Raw genomic sequence first — 16,408 nt, 5'->3', positions numbered from 1 at the left:
CGTCGGCCCGGCGTGGTTGAGTGGTGACATGGAAGAACCCCGTCCCATCCCCGTCCAACGCCTGAACCACGCCGTGCTCTATGTCCGCGACGTCGACCGGTCGGTCGCCTTCTACCAGCAGGCCTTCGGCTTCGAGGTCGTGCAGCGGCTGGCGGGACGGGCGGCCTTCCTCCGGGCCGCGGGATCCGACAACCATCACGACCTCGGTCTCTTCGCGGTCGGCGCGGGCGCTCCCTCACCGCCGTCCGGCGCGGTGGGGCTGTACCACCTGGCGTGGCAGGTCGCGTCCATCCACGACCTGGCCGCAGGGCGCGACACGCTCGAGGCGCTGGGCGCGCTCTCGGGCCAGAGCGACCACGGGGCGACCAAGTCGCTCTACGGCCGCGACCCCGACGGCAACGAGTTCGAGGTGATGTGGATGCTGCCGCGGGCGGAGTGGGGCGACTACGAGCACTCAGCCCCGGTCGCCCCCCTCGACATCGAGGCCGAGGTGGCTCGCCACGGCTGAGCGACGCACCTTGCCGCTGGCCGTGCGCGGCAGGTCGGCCACCACGTAGACGTCCTTCGGGCACTTGTACGCGGCGAGCGTGGCGCGCGCGTGCGTCATGACGGCCGTCGCGGCTGCGTCGCCTATCACCGCCGCGCACACGCGCTGACCCCACCGCTCGTCCGGCACGCCGAAGACGACGACCTCCTCGATCCCCTCAACCGCAGACAGCGCGGCTTCGACCTCGAGCGGGTACACGTTCACCCCACCCGAGATGATGAGGTCGTCGCGGCGGCCGTCGAGGAACAGGAAGCCGTCGTCATCGAGCCGGCCGAGGTCGCCGACCGTGAACGCGCTTCCCCGCCACGCTCTCGCGGTCTTCTCCGGGTCGCGCCAGTACTCGAAGCGCGCGAACGGCGGGACGTCGCACCAGATCGTGCCGTCGTCCACCGACAACGTGCGGCCGGGGCGGGCGCGGCCCACCGTGCCCGGGCGCTCCAGCCATTCGTCGGGCGAGCAGACGGTGAACTGCCCCTCGGTCGAGCCGTAGAACTCCCACACCGTGCCCGTCGGGAACGCGGCGAGCGCGGCCTCCTTCAGCGCCACCGGGCACGGTGCGCCCGCATGGGCCAAGAGGCGGAACGAGTCGAGCCGCGGGAGCGCGCCGAGCGCGAACAGCCGGTGGAGGTGCGCGGGGACGAAGAACGCGAGCGTAGGGCGGAAGGTCGCGATGGCATCGGCCACGGCCGCGGCGTCGAACCGTTCGAGCACGCAGAGCTCTCCCCCCGCGAGCAGCACACCGGTGCTGAACCGCAGCGGCGCCGAGTGGTGCAGCGGTGAGGCGACGAGCAGGCGGTCGTCCGCCGAGAAGGCCCACACCGCGGACTCGTCGTCGTGGAGCGCGCCGGCGGTCGCCTCGTCGAGCACGCCCGACCACACCCCCTTCGGTGTGCCCGTCGTGCCCGACGTGTAGTGCATGGGCCGGGCGAGGGGCACCGGCGCCAGGTCGGCCTCGGGCCCGTCGAGCAGGGCGGTCAGCGCGCGCGGTCCCGCGACGAGCGCGGGCTCCGCGTCGTCCAAGAGGACCCGCCTCTCGCGCGCGAGCAACGCGGGGTTGAGGCACACCGGCACGACGCCGGTGCGCAACGCACCGAGGCACGCGGCGACGAGCCCGGCCGAGTTGGCACACAGAAAGGCGACGCGCTCACCGCGCCCGATGCCCAGCCGCGCGAGCGCGCCGGCGACTCTCGACTGGGCGCGCCGCGACTGCTCGGCAGTGACGCGCTCGACCGTGACGGGCCCGGCCCTCAACCCGTGTGCGCGAGCTCGGCGCGGATGGTCCGGCTGATGACCTGTTCGACGAGCCGGGGGGAGAGCCGGGCCGCGCGCCAGATCAGACCGGCCCGCCCGGGCGCCACGACCGCCCGGTTGTGGCGGATGCCGCGCAAGGTGGCTGCCGCAACCGCCTCGGGCGTGATGGCGCGTCCGGCGGCGCGCGTGAGGTAGCGCCGGATGTCGACGCCCTCGACCACGCCCGCACTGCCGCCGGTGTCGAGGAACCCGGTGTCGATCGGGCCGGGGCACACCACCGTGACGCCGATCCCGTAGCGCGCCGCCTCGGGGCGCAGGCTGGTCGAGAGCCCGACGATCGCGTGCTTCGTCATTGCGTAGGGGACGAGGAGCGGTGTCGGGACGAGACCCGCGAGCGACGAGACGAACACGAGATGCCCACGCCGCTGCTCGATCATCGTCGGGTACACGGCGCGGAGCACGTTGATCGCACCGCCCAGGTTCACCGCCGACGACCGCGACCAAGCAGCCGCGGGCAGCGCCTCGACGACCCCACCGACGCCGATGCCGGCGTTGGCGATGACGACGTCGAGCCGGCCGTGGGTGCCGATGACCTGCTCGACCGCACCCCGAACCGCCTCGGCATCGGTGACGTCGAGCTCGACGTCCGCGCCGAGCCCGGGCAGGTCGACGGCCAGAGCCGTCATGCCTGCGTTCGCCAGCCGCTGGCAGAGCGCCCGGCCCAACCCGCCGCGCCCGCCCGTCACCAGCGCCACGCCCTGGAGGTCGACCCCGTTGCCCATGCGGCTAGCTCCTGCGCCCGCTCATCACGCCACATTACGAGGGGACGCTCGACCGGGCCGGGCCCGGAGCGGGGCGAGCGCCTCGGCTCGCTAGCCTCCCCACATGCCGATCGACCTCGTCGAGCTGCTGGCGCCCGGCCACACGGCGATGCTGACGATGGAGATGCAGCGGGGCGTCATCGGCGACCTCGCCGCCGTCCCGGATCTGGCGGCCGAGGTGGCGTCCCAGAGCGTCATCACGAACGCGGCGCGGCTGGCGACGGCGGCGCGACGCGCCGGCGTGCGCGTCGTCCACTGCACGGCCGAGTTCCGCGCCGATCGCGCCGGCTCGGCCGTGAACGCGCCGATGCTCGCGGTCATGATGCGCAACCCGACCCACCTCGAGGTGGGCTCACCCGCGGCCGAGGTCGTCGGTGAGCTGGGCCCGCACCCCTCCGACGTCGTGTCGTCCCGCCGCCACGGCATCTCGCCGTTCACCGGTACCGACCTCGACTCGATCCTGCGCAACCTCGGCGTGACCACGGTCGTGGCGACCGGGGTGTCGGTGAACCTCGGCGTGCTGGGGCTCGCCATCGAGGCGGTGAACCTCGGCTATCGCGTCGCGGTCGTCACCGACGCGGTGGCGGGTGTGCCGCGTGAGTACGGACGCGCGGTGATCGACAACACCATCGCCCTGCTCGCCACGCGCGTGGCGGTCGACGACGTCATCGCCGCGTGGAAGGCCTGAAGCACGGCAGGGTGATCGCGTCCGGCCGGGTTGCGTCGGGGCGCGCCTCGAACACCACCTCGACGGGGAGATCGAGCGCGAGGTCCCCGGGGTCGAGGTCGCGCAGCGACGAGACCATGCGCACGCCTTCGTCCATCTCCACCACGAGCACCGCGTAAGGTACGTCGTCCGCGTACGCGGGGTGGAGCGCCTGATGGGTGACCGTCCAGGTGAACACCCGACCGCGGCCGCTCGCCGGCGCCCACGTCCATTCCTCGGAACCGCACGCCGCGCACAGCACCCGTGGCGGGTGGCGCCAGACGCCGCACTCGCACCGCTGAAACCGCAGCTCGTGGCGCGCGCAGTGCTCGTAGAACTCCGCGTTCAAACCCTCGGGCTTCGGGATCGGCTTGATCACGCCGCCCGGGCCAGGACGGCGATGCTCCCGTCGCCGAAGTCGCCCCACCCGGTGACGAGCCCGAGCTCGCAGTCCGCGACCTGCGCCGCACCCGCCTCGTGACGCAGCTGGCGGGTCGCCTCGACGAGATGGTTCATCCCCCACATGTGACCCTGCGACAGCAGTCCGCCGTGGGTGTTGAGCGGGTAACGGCCGCCGAGCTCGATGGCACCGTCGGCGACGAACGCACCCGACTCCCCGGGACCACACAGCCCCAGCGCCTCAAGCTGCAGCAGCACGACGTAGGTGAAGCAGTCGTAGACCTCGAGGAAGTCGACGTCGTGCGGCGCGATGCCGGCCATCGCGTACGCCTGCGGCGCGGCCGCGGTCAGTCCGATGCGGCTGAGGTCGGGCCGACTGGCGATGTCGTCGGCCGGATAGGGATGCCCCTCCGCCGCGCCCAGCACGACGACCGGAACGCGCGCCAGGTCGCGGGCGCGCTCGGTCGTCGACACGACGATGGCCGCCGCGCAGTCGGTTTCGAGGCAGCAGTGATAGAGGCGGAACGGCTCCGACACCCAGCGGGCGCCGAGGTAGTCGTCGATGGTGAGCGGCTTGCCACGCATGAGCGCCTTGTCGTTGAGCTGCGCGTGCTTGCGGCAGGCAAGCGCGACCGCACCGGCGTCCTCGTCGCGGATGCCGTGCAACAGCTTGTGGCGCATGGCGATCCATCCGTAGAACTGCGATGGTGCGAAACCGCCGTGCGGCACGTAGAAGTCGGCGGTGGTGTCGGTGACCGACGTGCGCAGGAACCCGTGGCGCGGTCGGCGGGCCCCGGGCTTGGCCCGGAACGCCGAGTAGCCGTTCCATCCCACGACGACGAGGACGTGGCGCGCCAGGCCGCAGGTCACCGCCATCGCCGCGCTCTGCAGCGCCGCGGTCGGGCTGGCGCCGCCCATCATGACCGTCACGGAGTAGCTCAGGTTCTCGATCCCGAGGTTGACCGCGAGCTCCTCCGCGGTCGTGAAGCCCGCCGGGGGGATGATGCCGTCGATGTCTGCGGGCGAGAGGCCCGCGTCGGCGACCGCGACCCGGGCCGCGTCGAGCATCAGCTCGACGGGCAGGCGCTCGGCGCCGCGCATGTAGTCGGTCTCGCCGATCCCGACGATCGCCGCCTCCCCGCGGAAGGACATCTGGCTATCGTGACACGCACCTCATGAAGCTCGACGGCTGGGTCAAGGGCTCGCTCACCGATTCCGGCGCCGCCGCCCGCCGGCTCGAGTCGCTCGGCTACGACGGCGCGTTCACGTTCGAGGGCCCGCACGGCCCCTTCTTCCCGCTCTTGCTCGCGGCCGAGCACACCGAGCGCATCGAGCTGATGACCAACATCGCGGTCGCCTTCGCACGCAGCCCGATGGACCTGGCGCAGATCGCCAACGACCTGCAGCTCGCCAGCAACGGACGCTTCATACTCGGCCTCGGCTCCCAGATCCGGCCCCACATCGAGAAGCGCTTCAGCATGCCGTGGGGCCGTCCGGTGGCGCGCATGCGCGAGCTGGTCGAGGCCGTCCGCGCCATCCACCGCTGCTGGAACGACGGCGCCCGGCTCGACTTCCGCGGCGACTTCTATACGCACACGCTCATGACGCCGTTCTTCGACCCGGGGCCCAACCCCCACGGCGCACCCCCGATCTTCGTCGCCGGGCTCGGGCCCCGTATGACCGAGATGGCCGCCGAGGTGGGCGACGGCCTCCTCATCCACCCGTTCAACACCGAGCGCTTCGTGCGCGAGCAGGCCGCGGCCGCGGTCGAGCGGGGCCTGGCGCGCGCCGGGCGCTCCCGCGAGGACTTCACCGTCGCCGTCACGACCATCGTGCTCACCGGTCGCGACGAGCAGGAGCTGAAGGGCGCCGACGCAGGCGTTCGCCGCCTGCTGTCGTTCTACGGATCGACCCCGGCCTATCGCGTCACGCTCGATGCCCACGGCTGGGGCGATCTGCAGACCGACTTGAACGCGTTGTCGAAGCAGGGGCGCTGGGACGAGATGACGGGTTTGATCGACGACGAGATCGTCGACGCGCTGGCGGTCCGGGGCGAGCCCGGGTCGATCGGCGCGCGGGTGCGGGAGCGCTACGGCGACCTGGCCGACCGCATCAGCTTCTCGATGCCCTACGAGCCCAGCACCGAATGCATGCACGACGTGCTGAGCGGGTTCCGCGCGACGGCGTGATGTTCGACCTCTCGCGCCGGGTCGCGCTGGTCACCGGGGCGGGTCAGGGCGTGGGCGCGGAGGTGGCGCGCACGCTCGCGCGCCAGGGCGCGGCGGTCGCGGTGAACGATCTGTTCGCGGCGCGGGCCCGGACGGTTGCCGACGAGATCATCGCGAGCGGGGGCCGCGCCGAGGCGGTGGACGCCGACATCACCGACGTCGACGCGGTGGGGGCGATGGTCGCGACCGTCGAGGCCCGCGTCGGGCCGGTCGACATCCTCGTGAACAACGCCGGCATCCCCGCCGACGGCTTCGCCTTGAAGCAGTTCCGCGACACGACCCTCGAGGACTGGGAGCCCTTCATCCGCCTCAACCTGTACGGCACCCTGCACTGCACGCGTGCGGTGGTCGACGGGATGTGCGAGCGGGGCTGGGGCCGCGTGGTCACCGTCTCCTCCGAGGCGGGTCGGGCCGGCACCGGCCTCGGTATCTCGCTCTACGGCGCATCCAAGGCGGCCGCGGTCGGGTTGTCCCGTCATCTGGCGGTGGAGCTCGGCCCGTTCGGAGTCACGGTCAACTGTGTGTCGCTCGGTGTCATCGAACGGGCCGACGGCGCCGGCCACGGCATGGTCAAGGGGTACCCCACCCGGCGTCTCGGTCGGCCCGCCGACGTGGCCGGGGCGATCGCCTACCTCGCGTCGGACGAGGCGGCGTGGGTGACCGGACAGACGCTGCCCGTCAACGGAGGCATCTTCACCACCTAGTCGACCGATCGTTCTCGGAACGATTCGTGTGGCCCTGACCCCGCCGATCGTTCAGAGAACAGGTTGGGTATCAGCGCTTCAGTAGCGCTGGCCGCCGTCGACGGTGAAGACGCCGCCGCTGACGTAGGACGCCTCGTCGCTCAGGAGCCAGGCGACGAGCGCGGCGACCTCGGCGGGCTCGCCGTAGCGGCCCATCGGCACGGTGGAGCGCATCTGCTCGGCGGTGGTGTCCGCCAGCTCGTCACCCAGCCCCGACTCGAGCCGCCGCATCATGTCGGTGTTGATCGGGCCCGGGCACACCGCGTTGACCCGCACCCCGAAGGGCCCACCGTCGCGCGCCGCGCACTTGGTGAGACCGAGGACCGCGTGCTTGCTCGTGACGTAGGCCGGGAACAGCGGCGAGCCCATGAGCCCGGCGACCGACGAGGTGATCACGATTGCGCCACCGCCGGAGACGGCCCGCTGGTGGTGCATGACCGCGCGCACGCCGAGGAACACGCCGCGCACGTTCACCGACATGATGCGGTCGAATTCGGCGATCGGGTAGTCGGGCACCGCGGCGAGCGGGCCCTCGACCCCGGCGTTGGCGTGGAGGAGGTCGACGCGCCCGAAGGTCGAGAGGGCGGCGTGCATCCACGCGTCGGTCCCCTCTTCCGTGGACACGTCGGCTCCGACCGCGAGCGCGTGGGTTCCCGTCGCGCCCAGCGAGTCGGCCACCACCTTGGCCGCCACCTCGTCCAGGTCGACCAGCACCACCTGCGCCCCCTCGTCGGCGAGGCGCAGGCCCACCGCCCGCCCGATGCCGCCCGCGGCGCCCGTCACCACGGCGACCTTCCCTTCGAGGCCCTTCAGCGCCATGTCGCTCCTTCGATCGATCGAGCCCGTGCCGGCACCTCTTCACCCATCCCCTTCACCCGTCCCCACCGCCGACCACGGTGACATGGTGACGCGAGCCGGTGTCGTCATTCCAGCCTGCCCGGGCGCCGGACGGGTACGATGCCGCGTGAGCCTGGGGCCGCGTGGCTCGTCGCGGACTGCGCTCGAAGAGCGTCCTGCAGGTGAACGTCCACGCGTCCGCGAACCGAGCGGGATCGCCCGTTGGTGGCGGGGCACGGGAACTCCGGCACAGCGCAAGGCACTCGTCGCGATCCTCGCGGTTGCACTTTCGCTCCGCGTCGTCTGGTGCGTCTACGCCGCAGACATTCCCGTCGTCGGCGACCCGGCTCAGTACCACATCCAAGCGGTCCAGATCGCCCGCGGCGAGGGCTACAACAGCGCGACCGTGTACTGGCAGCGCATCGCCCGCGCAGTCGTGTCCCGGTCGAACGCGGTTCCCGGACACGACGTCCCCACCGCCATCGGTCCCCCCGGCTACCCGGCGACGCTCGGGGCGCTCTTCTGGTTGGTGATCCACTCACCGCTTCCCGACAACTTCGTCGCCGCGGCAGTCGCGCTCAACGTCGCGCTCGGCGTCGCGACCATCCTCATGGCGTTCGAGATCATGCGGCGGCTCTTCGACACGAGGGTGGCGCTCGTGGCCGCCGCGGTGCTCGCGGTGTACCCGAACCTCGTGTTCCACACCGCCACCCTGCATTGGGAGACGACGTTCATCTTCGTCGCCATGGCCGCGCTCCTGGTGCTGCTCGGGCGGCCATGGCCCGGTGGGCGCGTCCCGAATCGCCGATTGCTCGCCTTCGCTGCCCTGTTCGGATGCTCCGTTCTGATCCGCCCCATCGCGTGGCCGATGGTCTTGCTGCTGGCTCTTGCCGCCCGGCTCGAGGGGTCGAGCCTCCGCCGGGCGCTGGCGCAGTGCGGCATCGTCGTTGCGGTGGTCGGCCTCATCGTGCTGCCGTGGACCATCCGCAACATCGTCAAGCTGCATTCTCCTGTGGTCATCTCGACCGGCTACGGCGCGGCATTGTGCATGGCGCGCCATCCCGGCGCATCGGGAGGGAACTCGGTCTTGGAGTCCGCTGCGGCGCGCGAGAACATGCGCCGGTACTGCGTCCCACCCACAAAGGGCATTGCTCCCGAGGATCAAGAGGTGAGAGAGAACGACTACGCCATGTCTCAGGCGATCACCTTCGTCGTCCACAACCCGGCACGGGAGGTCCGGCAGTGGCCCACACGAATCAGGCTCGCCTATCGAGACGATCACGACGCGCTGGAGGATGTCGGGCCGTTCATCGCTCCAGGCACCGGGACGACACTCGCCAAGGTCGGTGACTGGTTCTTCTTCGTCACCCTCGGGCTGGCCGCGGTCGGGGTGTCGCGGTCAGCGGGGCGCAGGACGGGCAGGCACTGGTTCCTCCTGCTGACGGCCGCCTCGCTCGCGTCGACGCCGATCCTGCTGTACGGCGCGCCCCGCTACAAGGTCCCGGCCACTCCCCTGATCGCCATGATCGCCGCGGTCGGTCTGGTCTCCCTGGCCGACAGGGTGACCGGCACCCCTGCCGACTCAACACCGAGGACGCGACCTCAGGACAGCTTTGACGGCCCTGCTGGAGTCGCCGGGAAGTCGGGGGACCGGAGTACCTCCTCCCCGTAACGCACCACGTTGTCCACGAACTCGGCCCTCGACTCGCCGGGCACGCCGGCGGCCAGCCAGGTCACGCCGGCCGCCGCCAGCTCGGCGACGCTCTCGACGACGCGACCGGCGTCGAGCCGGCCGGTGCTGAACATGTCGGCGCCGAGGGCCATGAACTCGACGTCAAGGGGTGCCTCGCGGCCGACGGCCTCGCCGTGCTCGCGTGCGTACGCGATGCCCGCGCGCAGGTCGTCGATCGACTCGAGTGGGGGCGTTCGCCGCCGAGACGCGGAACGGGCCGGGTTCGGCATCGGTACCCAACCGTCGGCCTGCTCGACGGCGCGGCGAATGGCGCGGCGGCTGTTGCCGCCGACCCACAACGGCGGGTGCGGCCGCTGCACCGGCCGCGGAAGCATCGTGTTGCCCGTCGCGGTGAAGTGCATGCCGTCGAGCGCGACGCTCTCGCCCGACCACGCTGCCTTCATGGCACGCAACGCCTCATCGGTGAGCGCGTTGCGCTCCTCGAAGTCGACGCCCAGGGCGACGAACTCCGGCTCCAGGTAGCCCGTCCCCACCCCGAGGATCACGCGGCCACCCGACAGCACGTCGAGCGTCGCCACCGCCTTGGCCGAGAGGAACGGGTTGCGGTAGGCGGCGATGTACAGGTTGGTCTGCAGGCGCAACCGGGTCGTGGCCGCGGCCGCGAACGAGAGCGCGACGAGCGGGTCGAGCGCGTGGTGGCCACCGTGGGCCAACCAGGCGTCGCCCGGGAACGGATGCTCCGTCACGAACACCGCGTCGAAGCCGGCGGCTTCCGCGGCCCGGGCCATGTGCGCGATGGCATCGCCGCCGACGAACTCGTCGCCGCGGTCGATCCGGTGGGTCGGGAGCCCGAGCGACGCCCTCACGACAACAGGTTCTAGTCTGACGGCCTCATGCGTGCCGAGAAGGAACCCGACTGGGAGAAGCTGCGCAACGGCCGGTCGAGCCTGCTCGGCTACCGGATGGTGGAGATGGGTGGGGGCCGGAGCGTGGTGAGCTGGACGCCGCAGGCCAACGTGGGCAACCCGATGGGGTTCGTGCACGGCGGCTTCGTCGGCGTGCTGGTCGACGACATCGCCGGCATGGCGGTGTCGTCGATGCTGCCCGACTGGCGCGCCTTCCCCACCGCGTCGCTGCACGTCGACTTCCTGCGCGGCATCAGGGTGGGAGACACCGTCGAGTGTCGCGGCGTCGTCGTGCGCGCCGGGCGCCGCCTCTCGGTCGCCGACACGACCATCCACGACCGCGACGGTCAACTGCTCGCCCGCGGCACGTGCATGTTCGCGGTCGATCTCTCCGACACCGACCTCGTGGGCTTCACCGCGTTGGATTGACCGCGTCGGATCGACGGTGCGTCGGGGCGACCGCGCGTTTCTAGATCGTGTTTCATTTCCTCCCTCCGGGGGCTAGCTTTCGCCCATGGAGTTCCGGATCTTCAACAGCCTCTATCTCCCGCACCACCTCACCGACGCGGACCCCCGGCACGCAGAACACAACCGGTTGATCGACGAGGTGACGTGGACGAAGGCAGCCGACGCCAACGGGTTCAAGTACACGTGGGCCACGGAGCACCACTTCCTCAAGGAGTACTCGCACCTCTCGGCGAACGAGTCGTTCCTGGCCTACGTCGCCGCCATCACCGACCGCATCCACGTCGGCACCGGCATCTTCAACGTCACCCCGCCGGTGAACCACCCGGCCCGCGTGGCGGAGCGGGTCGCGATGCTCGACCACCTCAGCGGTGGCCGCTTCGAGTTCGGCATGGGACGCGGTTCGTCGACGACCGAGCAGAAGGGCTTCGGCATCGGAGACTCCGAGTTGACGCGCGAGATGTTCGACGAGGTCGTACCCCAGTTCAAGCGCATGTGGCGGGAGACGGACTACAGCTACGAGGGTCGCTTCTTCTCCATGCCGCCGCGCAACGTCCTGCCGAAGCCCTACACGCTCCCCCACCCGCCGATGTGGGTGGCCGCGGGCAGTCCCTCGACCTTCGAGAAAGCGGCCCGCATGGGCCTCGGCGTGCTGTGCTTCACGATGGGCTCGCCCGCGACGCTGGCGCCGCTCATCGAGACGTACAAGAAGGAGATCGAGCACGCCGAGCCGGTCGGCGAGTACGTGAACAACAACGTGATGGTCACGAGCCAGATGCTGTGCCTCGAGGACGGCGGCCGCGCCCGCGACATCGCGTGCAACATGGCGTCCGGCTACCAGAACAGCCTGGTGTTCCGCTACCTCGACACCTTCCCGAAGCCCCCCGGGCTCCCCGTGTGGCCCGACCTCATCCCCGAGCCCACCCCCGAGGGCCTCGAGCAGCAGATCGCCAAGGGCCTGGTGTGCGTGGGCACACCCGACGAGTGCCACCGGGCGGTGAAGGGCTACGCGGACGTGGGCGCCGACCAGCTCACCTTCGGGATGCTCTCGAGCACGATGCCGATCGAGGTGGCGGTCGAGGCGGTCGAGACCTTCGGCCGCCACATCATCCCCGAGTTCGACACCGACCCTGTCCACAGCACCACGCGCCAGCGCGACGCGCAGACCGCCGACCTCGAAGGCCGGAAGCCCCAGGCCGACGGGCTGGGCCCACTGATCGTCTGACCGGGCCCATGGGTCTCGAGGGACGCACCGCGCTCGTCACCGGCGCCAGCCGCGGCATCGGCGCAGCCGTCGCCCGGCGCCTGGCCGCCGAGGGAGCGGCCGTCGCGGTCACCGCACGCACGCTCGACGCGCCCGGCCCGCTCGAGGGAACGCTGCACGAGACGATCGCCGCGATCGAGAGCGGTGGAGGCCGTGCGCTCGCGATCAGGGCCGACCTCACCGACGCCGACGACCGGGCACGGATCGTGCCGGACGCGCAAGCCGTGCTGGGGCCCATCGACATCCTCGTGAACAACGCGGCGGCCGCCTTCTACCTGCCGACCGCGGAGATGTCGTTGAAGCGCCGCCGTCTGCTGTTCGAGCTCAACGTGCATGCCGCGGTGGACCTGGCACAGGCCGTCGCGCCCGCCATGCGAGCCCGCGGACAGGGATGGATCGTCAACATCTCGAGCGCGACCTCGAAGCACCCCGAAGGGCCGCCCTTCTCGCGTGGGCACAAGCTCGGAGCCACGTCGACCATGTACGGGGCCACCAAAGCGGCGCTCGAGCGCGTCACGACCGGTCTGGCCGCAGAGCTCCACGGCGACGGCATCGCGGTGAACTCGCTCGCGCCGGTCGCGGCGGTGCGCACACCCGGCGCCGAGGCGATCGTCGGCGACGTGATGGACGCGAACCCGGGCATCGTCGAGGAGCTCGACTTCTTCGTCGACGCCGTGCTCGTGCTGTGCACCTGCGACCCCGCCACCTTCACCGGCCGCATCCTGTCGAGCCGCGAGGTGCTCACCGCGTGAACGCCTCGTCGGTGCACGCGCCGTCATCGAACGTCGACCTGCTCGACGGCGACTTCTACGCGGGCGACCCCTACCCGACCTATGCCTGGCTGCGGTCCGACGCGCCCGCCTACTGGGACGACGTCAACCGGCTCTGGGGCATCTCGCGTCATGCCGACGTCGTCGCGGTCGAGAAGGACCCGGTGCGGTTCAGCAACGCTGCGGGCTCGCGGCCGGGGATGTCGGCGGAGGCGACGACGCCGTCGATGATCGACCGCGACGATCCCCGTCACAACGTCCAGCGCCGGCTGGTCTACAAGGGCTTCACCCCCAAGCGGGTGGGCGACCACGAGACCCACGTGCGCGGGCTCGTCACGAACCTGATCGACAAGGTCGCGACGCGCGGCGAGTGCGACTTCGTCCACGACCTCGCGGCACCGTTGCCGATGATCGTGATCGCCGAGATGCTCGGCGTCCGCCCCGAGGACTGGCACCTCCTGCAAGAGTGGTCCGACAAGCTCGTCCAGCTCGGTGGCGGCCCGAGGTACATGAACGACGAGCGCATGGCCGCGGTGTTCGCGTTCTACGAGTACACGACCCCCATCCTCGAAGCCCGCAAGGGCCGGCCGACCGACGACCTCATCAGCATCCTCACCCACGCGGAGATCGACGGCAGCGGGCTGAGCGACGACGAGCTGTTGGCGGAGTCGTTGCTGCTGCTCATCGGAGGCAACGAGACCAGTCGCAACGCCATGACCGGTGCGCTCGACCTCGTGAGCCGCCATCCCGACCAGTGGCGGCTCCTGCGCGACGACCCGGCCCGCCTTCCGACTGCCGTCGAGGAGTTCCTCCGGTACGTCACGCCCATCCTCAACATGGCCCGCACGGCCACAGTCGACGTGGAGCTCCACGGCGAGACGATCCGCGCCGGCGACAAGGTGCTGCTCATGTACTCGTCGGCGAACCGAGACGAGACGGTCTTCGACGACCCTGAGCGCTTCGACATCACTCGCGAGCACAACCCGCACGTCGCCTTCGGGTTCGGCACGCATTTCTGCCTGGGCGCGTCGCTCGCCCGCATGGAGATCCGGGTGATGTACGAGGAGCTGCTCCGGCGCCTGCCCGACATCCACGTCGTCCCCGGCCACGAGGTGCGCTGGACCCCCGGCGCCTTCGTCCGCGGCATCGACCATCTCCCCGTCGAGTTCTCGAGGACGTAAGCGTGCTGGACGACCTGCGCGTCGTCGATCTCTCCACCGAGATCGCGGGTCCCTACTGCACCAAGCTGCTCGCCGACGCGGGCGCCGACGTGGTGAAGGTGGAGCCACCCGGCGGCGACCCGCTCCGCCAGTGGCGTTCGGGAGCCCTCTTCGAGTTCCTCAACACGTCGAAGCGCTCGGTCGTGGGTGACATCGCAGTCGACGAGGTGCGCGACCTCGTCGCCGCGGCCGACATCGTGATCGACAGCTCGGGACGCGACCCCGCGGTGCCCGATGGTGCGCCAATCGTGGTCGTGTCGATCTCGCCGTTCGGGCTCTCGGGCCCGTGGGCCGGCCGCGCCGCCACCGAGTTCGTGCTGCAGGCGTGGTGCGGGTCGACCGGCTCGCGGGGCACCCCCGACCGGCCCCCGGTCGCGGCCGGCGGCCGCCTCGGCGAGTGGATCGGCGGCGCCTATGCCGCGGTAGCGGCGGTGGCGGCGTGGAAGCAGGCGCGGCGCACGGGCCGCGGCGAGCGGGTCGACGTGTCGTTGCTCGAGTGCATGTCGGTGACGATGAACACCTTCACGTCGGTGTTCTCCAGCTTCATGGGCCGGCCCGCCTTCCGCGGCCCCGCGCGCACGATCGAGATCCCCTCGGTCGAGCCGACGACCGACGGCTACGTCGGCTTCTGCACGATCACCGCGCAGCAGTTCCAGGACTTCCTCGTCCTGATCGAGCGACCCGACCTCATCGACGACCGCGACCTGGCGAGCGCCATCGGGCGTTCGAAGCGCATGGACGAGATCCTCGCAGTCATCCACGACTGGACGACGAAGCGCACCAGCGACGAGATCATCGAGCTCGCCACGCTGCTGCGCATCCCGGTCACGCCGGTCGGCAACGGCGCGACCCTCCCCGCCCTCGACCACTTCCGGGCCCGGGGCACCTTCGTCGAGCATCCGGGCGGTGGGTTCGTGCAGCCGCGGGTGCCGTACGCGGTCGACGGTCGCCGCGGCCGCCCGTTCACCCCTGCGCCGAGACTCGGTGAGCATTCGGGCGGCGTGCGATGGGAGCCGCGCCCGCCGGCGGCGCCCTCGCGCCCCCGCGACGGCCTCCCCCTCGACGGGCTCCGGATCCTCGACTTCACCGCCTTCTGGGCGGGCCCGGCCGCGACCCACATGCTCGCCGCGCTCGGCGCCGACGTGGTCAAGGTCGAGTCGGTCCAGCGTCCCGACGGAATGCGCTACACCACGACGGCTCCCCGCGCCGAGCAGTGGTGGGAGTGGTGTCCCGTGTTCCACGGCGCCAACGCGGGCAAGCGCAGCATCACCCTCGCCCTCGACCAACCCGACGGCCTGACGTTGGCCAAGCGTCTCATCGCCGGCGCCGACGCGGTGATCGAGAACTTCTCGCCGCGTGTGATGGAGAACTTCGGGCTCGACTGGGATGCCGTCCACGCGTGCAACGCGCGCGCGGTCATGGTGCGCATGCCCGCCTTCGGGCTCGACGGTCCCTGGCGGGACCGCACCGGCTTCGCGCAAACCATGGAGCAGATCACCGGCATGGCCTGGGTGACCGGGTTCGCCGACGGACCGCCGCTCATCCCGCGCGGCGCATGCGATCCCTTTGCGGGCATGCACGCGGTGCTCGCGCTGCTCACCGCCCTCGATGCCCGCGACCGCACAGGTGTGGGGATGCTCGTCGAGGTCACGATGGTCGAGGCCGCGCTCAACGCCGCCGCCGAGCAGGTGGTCGAGTACTCGGCCAACGGCACCCTGCTGGGCCGTCACGGCAACCGCGGGCCCGTCGCGGCGCCGCAGGGTCTGTACGCGTGTGCCGGCACCGAGCGCTGGCTGGCGCTCGCGGTTGTGACCGACGAGCACTGGGACGCGCTCCGCGACGTGATGGGTGACCCCCAATGGGCCCGTGCCATCGACCGGCGCGCCGACCACGACCTCGTCGACGAGGAGCTGGCCGTCTGGTGCGCGGACCGCGAGCTCGACGACCTGGTCGAGCAGCTCGCCCGGCGCGACGTGCCGGCCGCGCCCGTGATCGTCCCCCGCGACATCGCCGACAACCCGCACATGCGGGCGCGCCGGTTCTTCGAGGCGCTCGAGCACCCCGTCACCGGCACCCATGAGCTGCCGGGCGTGCCGTTCCGCTTCGCGAGCCGGGGTCAGCGCCCGTGGTACCGCTCGCCTGCGCCCACGCTCGGCCAGCACAACGACGAGGTGCTGCGCGGGGAGCTCGGTCTCGACGACGCGGAGATCGACGACCTGCGCGCCCGCGACATCATCGGCGAACGTCCCCTCGGCGCCTGATGAGCGAGCACCGAAGCGAAGCGGAGGCGCACAGCTCCCATGTGACAGATCGGTGCGGCGTCCGAGGGACGAGGACGGCGAACCGATGAGCGAGCACCATGCCTCTCAGAAGCAGAGCGAAGCGGAGGCGCACAGCTGGGGCTTCGCCACCCGCCTCGACGACGTGAGCGGCCAGGTCGCCATCGCCGGCGTCGGCGAGGCCGAGCAGACCCGCGCGTCGGGCCGCACGACGACGGAGATCGCGGCTCAGGCCGTCGAGCGGGCGCTCGCCGACGCGGGGCTCGAGCCGGGCGAGGTC

16 protein-coding genes are annotated in these 16,408 nt (G+C 71.3%); 10 read left to right on the top strand and 6 right to left on the bottom strand.

The genetic code is table 11. The features are described from left to right. Positions 1–28: 28 nt before the first annotated feature. A complete protein-coding gene (locus tag E6G06_05400) occupies positions 29–508 on the top strand; it encodes a VOC family protein (GenBank protein ID TML92488.1) in 480 nt (159 codons plus the stop codon). Here the strand turns inward: E6G06_05400 and E6G06_05395 are convergent. After that, complete coding sequence (locus E6G06_05395) at positions 455–1,798, bottom strand: AMP-dependent synthetase (protein ID TML92487.1); 1,344 nt, start codon at positions 1,796–1,798, stop codon at positions 455–457. The genes E6G06_05400 and E6G06_05395 overlap by 54 nt on opposite strands. Then, positions 1,795–2,580: an SDR family NAD(P)-dependent oxidoreductase gene (locus tag E6G06_05390; protein TML92486.1), complete on the bottom strand. Its 786-nt coding sequence runs from the start codon at positions 2,578–2,580 to the stop codon at positions 1,795–1,797. The genes E6G06_05395 and E6G06_05390 overlap by 4 nt, the downstream gene beginning before the upstream one ends. Before the next feature lie 103 nt (positions 2,581–2,683). Here E6G06_05390 and E6G06_05385 point away from each other — a divergent pair, with 103 nt between their 5' ends. Further along, positions 2,684–3,307, top strand: coding sequence for a cysteine hydrolase (locus E6G06_05385; GenBank protein ID TML92485.1), 624 nt, complete (start codon positions 2,684–2,686; stop codon positions 3,305–3,307). Here the strand turns inward: E6G06_05385 and E6G06_05380 are convergent. Together E6G06_05380 and E6G06_05375 are read right to left on the bottom strand one after the other, a co-directional pair. Then, a complete protein-coding gene (locus E6G06_05380) occupies positions 3,285–3,704 on the bottom strand; it encodes a DNA-binding protein (GenBank protein TML92484.1) in 420 nt (139 codons plus the stop codon). The two genes, E6G06_05385 and E6G06_05380, sit on opposite strands and share 23 nt — an antisense overlap. Next, on the bottom strand, positions 3,701–4,876 hold the full coding sequence (locus E6G06_05375) for a transporter (GenBank protein TML92483.1): 1,176 nt from the start codon (positions 4,874–4,876) through the stop codon (positions 3,701–3,703). The genes E6G06_05380 and E6G06_05375 overlap by 4 nt, the downstream gene beginning before the upstream one ends. Before the next feature lie 23 nt (positions 4,877–4,899). Between E6G06_05375 and E6G06_05370 the strand changes: the two genes are divergently transcribed. After that, positions 4,900–5,913 (top strand): LLM class F420-dependent oxidoreductase, encoded by a 1,014-nt coding sequence (locus E6G06_05370; GenBank protein TML92482.1) that lies wholly within the window; start codon positions 4,900–4,902, stop codon positions 5,911–5,913. Further along, positions 5,913–6,656 carry an SDR family oxidoreductase gene (locus tag E6G06_05365; GenBank protein ID TML92609.1) on the top strand — a complete coding sequence of 248 codons (744 nt, stop codon included), beginning with the start codon at positions 5,913–5,915 and terminating at the stop codon, positions 6,654–6,656. The genes E6G06_05370 and E6G06_05365 overlap by 1 nt, the downstream gene beginning before the upstream one ends. Before the next feature lie 78 nt (positions 6,657–6,734). Here the strand turns inward: E6G06_05365 and E6G06_05360 are convergent, their stop codons facing one another. Beyond that, positions 6,735–7,514 (bottom strand): SDR family oxidoreductase, encoded by a 780-nt coding sequence (locus tag E6G06_05360; protein ID TML92481.1) that lies wholly within the window; start codon positions 7,512–7,514, stop codon positions 6,735–6,737. On the opposite strand from E6G06_05360, the gene E6G06_05355 reads away from it, so the two are divergent. Next, entirely contained in the window at positions 7,456–9,204 is a 1,749-nt protein-coding gene (locus E6G06_05355; GenBank protein TML92480.1) for a hypothetical protein, read from the top strand. The genes E6G06_05360 and E6G06_05355 overlap by 59 nt on opposite strands. Here E6G06_05355 and E6G06_05350 read toward each other — a convergent pair. Further along, positions 9,135–10,091 carry an LLM class F420-dependent oxidoreductase gene (locus E6G06_05350; GenBank protein TML92479.1) on the bottom strand — a complete coding sequence of 319 codons (957 nt, stop codon included), beginning with the start codon at positions 10,089–10,091 and terminating at the stop codon, positions 9,135–9,137. The two genes, E6G06_05355 and E6G06_05350, sit on opposite strands and share 70 nt — an antisense overlap. Before the next feature lie 27 nt (positions 10,092–10,118). Here E6G06_05350 and E6G06_05345 point away from each other — a divergent pair, with 27 nt between their 5' ends. From E6G06_05345 to E6G06_05325, 5 genes are all read left to right on the top strand, one after another. Continuing rightward, complete coding sequence (locus tag E6G06_05345) at positions 10,119–10,559, top strand: PaaI family thioesterase (protein ID TML92478.1); 441 nt, start codon at positions 10,119–10,121, stop codon at positions 10,557–10,559. An 85-nt stretch (positions 10,560–10,644) separates the two neighbouring features. Further along, positions 10,645–11,820 (top strand): LLM class flavin-dependent oxidoreductase, encoded by a 1,176-nt coding sequence (locus tag E6G06_05340; GenBank protein ID TML92477.1) that lies wholly within the window; start codon positions 10,645–10,647, stop codon positions 11,818–11,820. Positions 11,821–11,828: 8 nt separating this feature from the next. Then, complete coding sequence (locus E6G06_05335; protein TML92476.1) at positions 11,829–12,611, top strand: SDR family NAD(P)-dependent oxidoreductase; 783 nt, start codon at positions 11,829–11,831, stop codon at positions 12,609–12,611. A gap of 11 nt (positions 12,612–12,622) precedes the next feature. Further along, on the top strand, positions 12,623–13,810 hold the full coding sequence (locus E6G06_05330) for a cytochrome P450 (protein TML92608.1): 1,188 nt from the start codon (positions 12,623–12,625) through the stop codon (positions 13,808–13,810). Further along, entirely contained in the window at positions 13,747–16,110 is a 2,364-nt protein-coding gene (locus tag E6G06_05325) for a CoA transferase (protein ID TML92475.1), read from the top strand. Before E6G06_05330 ends, E6G06_05325 begins: the two co-directional genes overlap by 64 nt. Positions 16,111–16,408 lie beyond the last annotated feature (298 nt).

It is taken from the genome of Actinomycetota bacterium, from assembly GCA_005888325.1.
GTDB lineage: Bacteria > Actinomycetota > Acidimicrobiia > Acidimicrobiales > AC-14 > AC-14.
The sequence above is the reverse complement of the archived record's forward strand: the minus strand, read 5'-3'. Positions and strand labels throughout refer to the sequence as shown.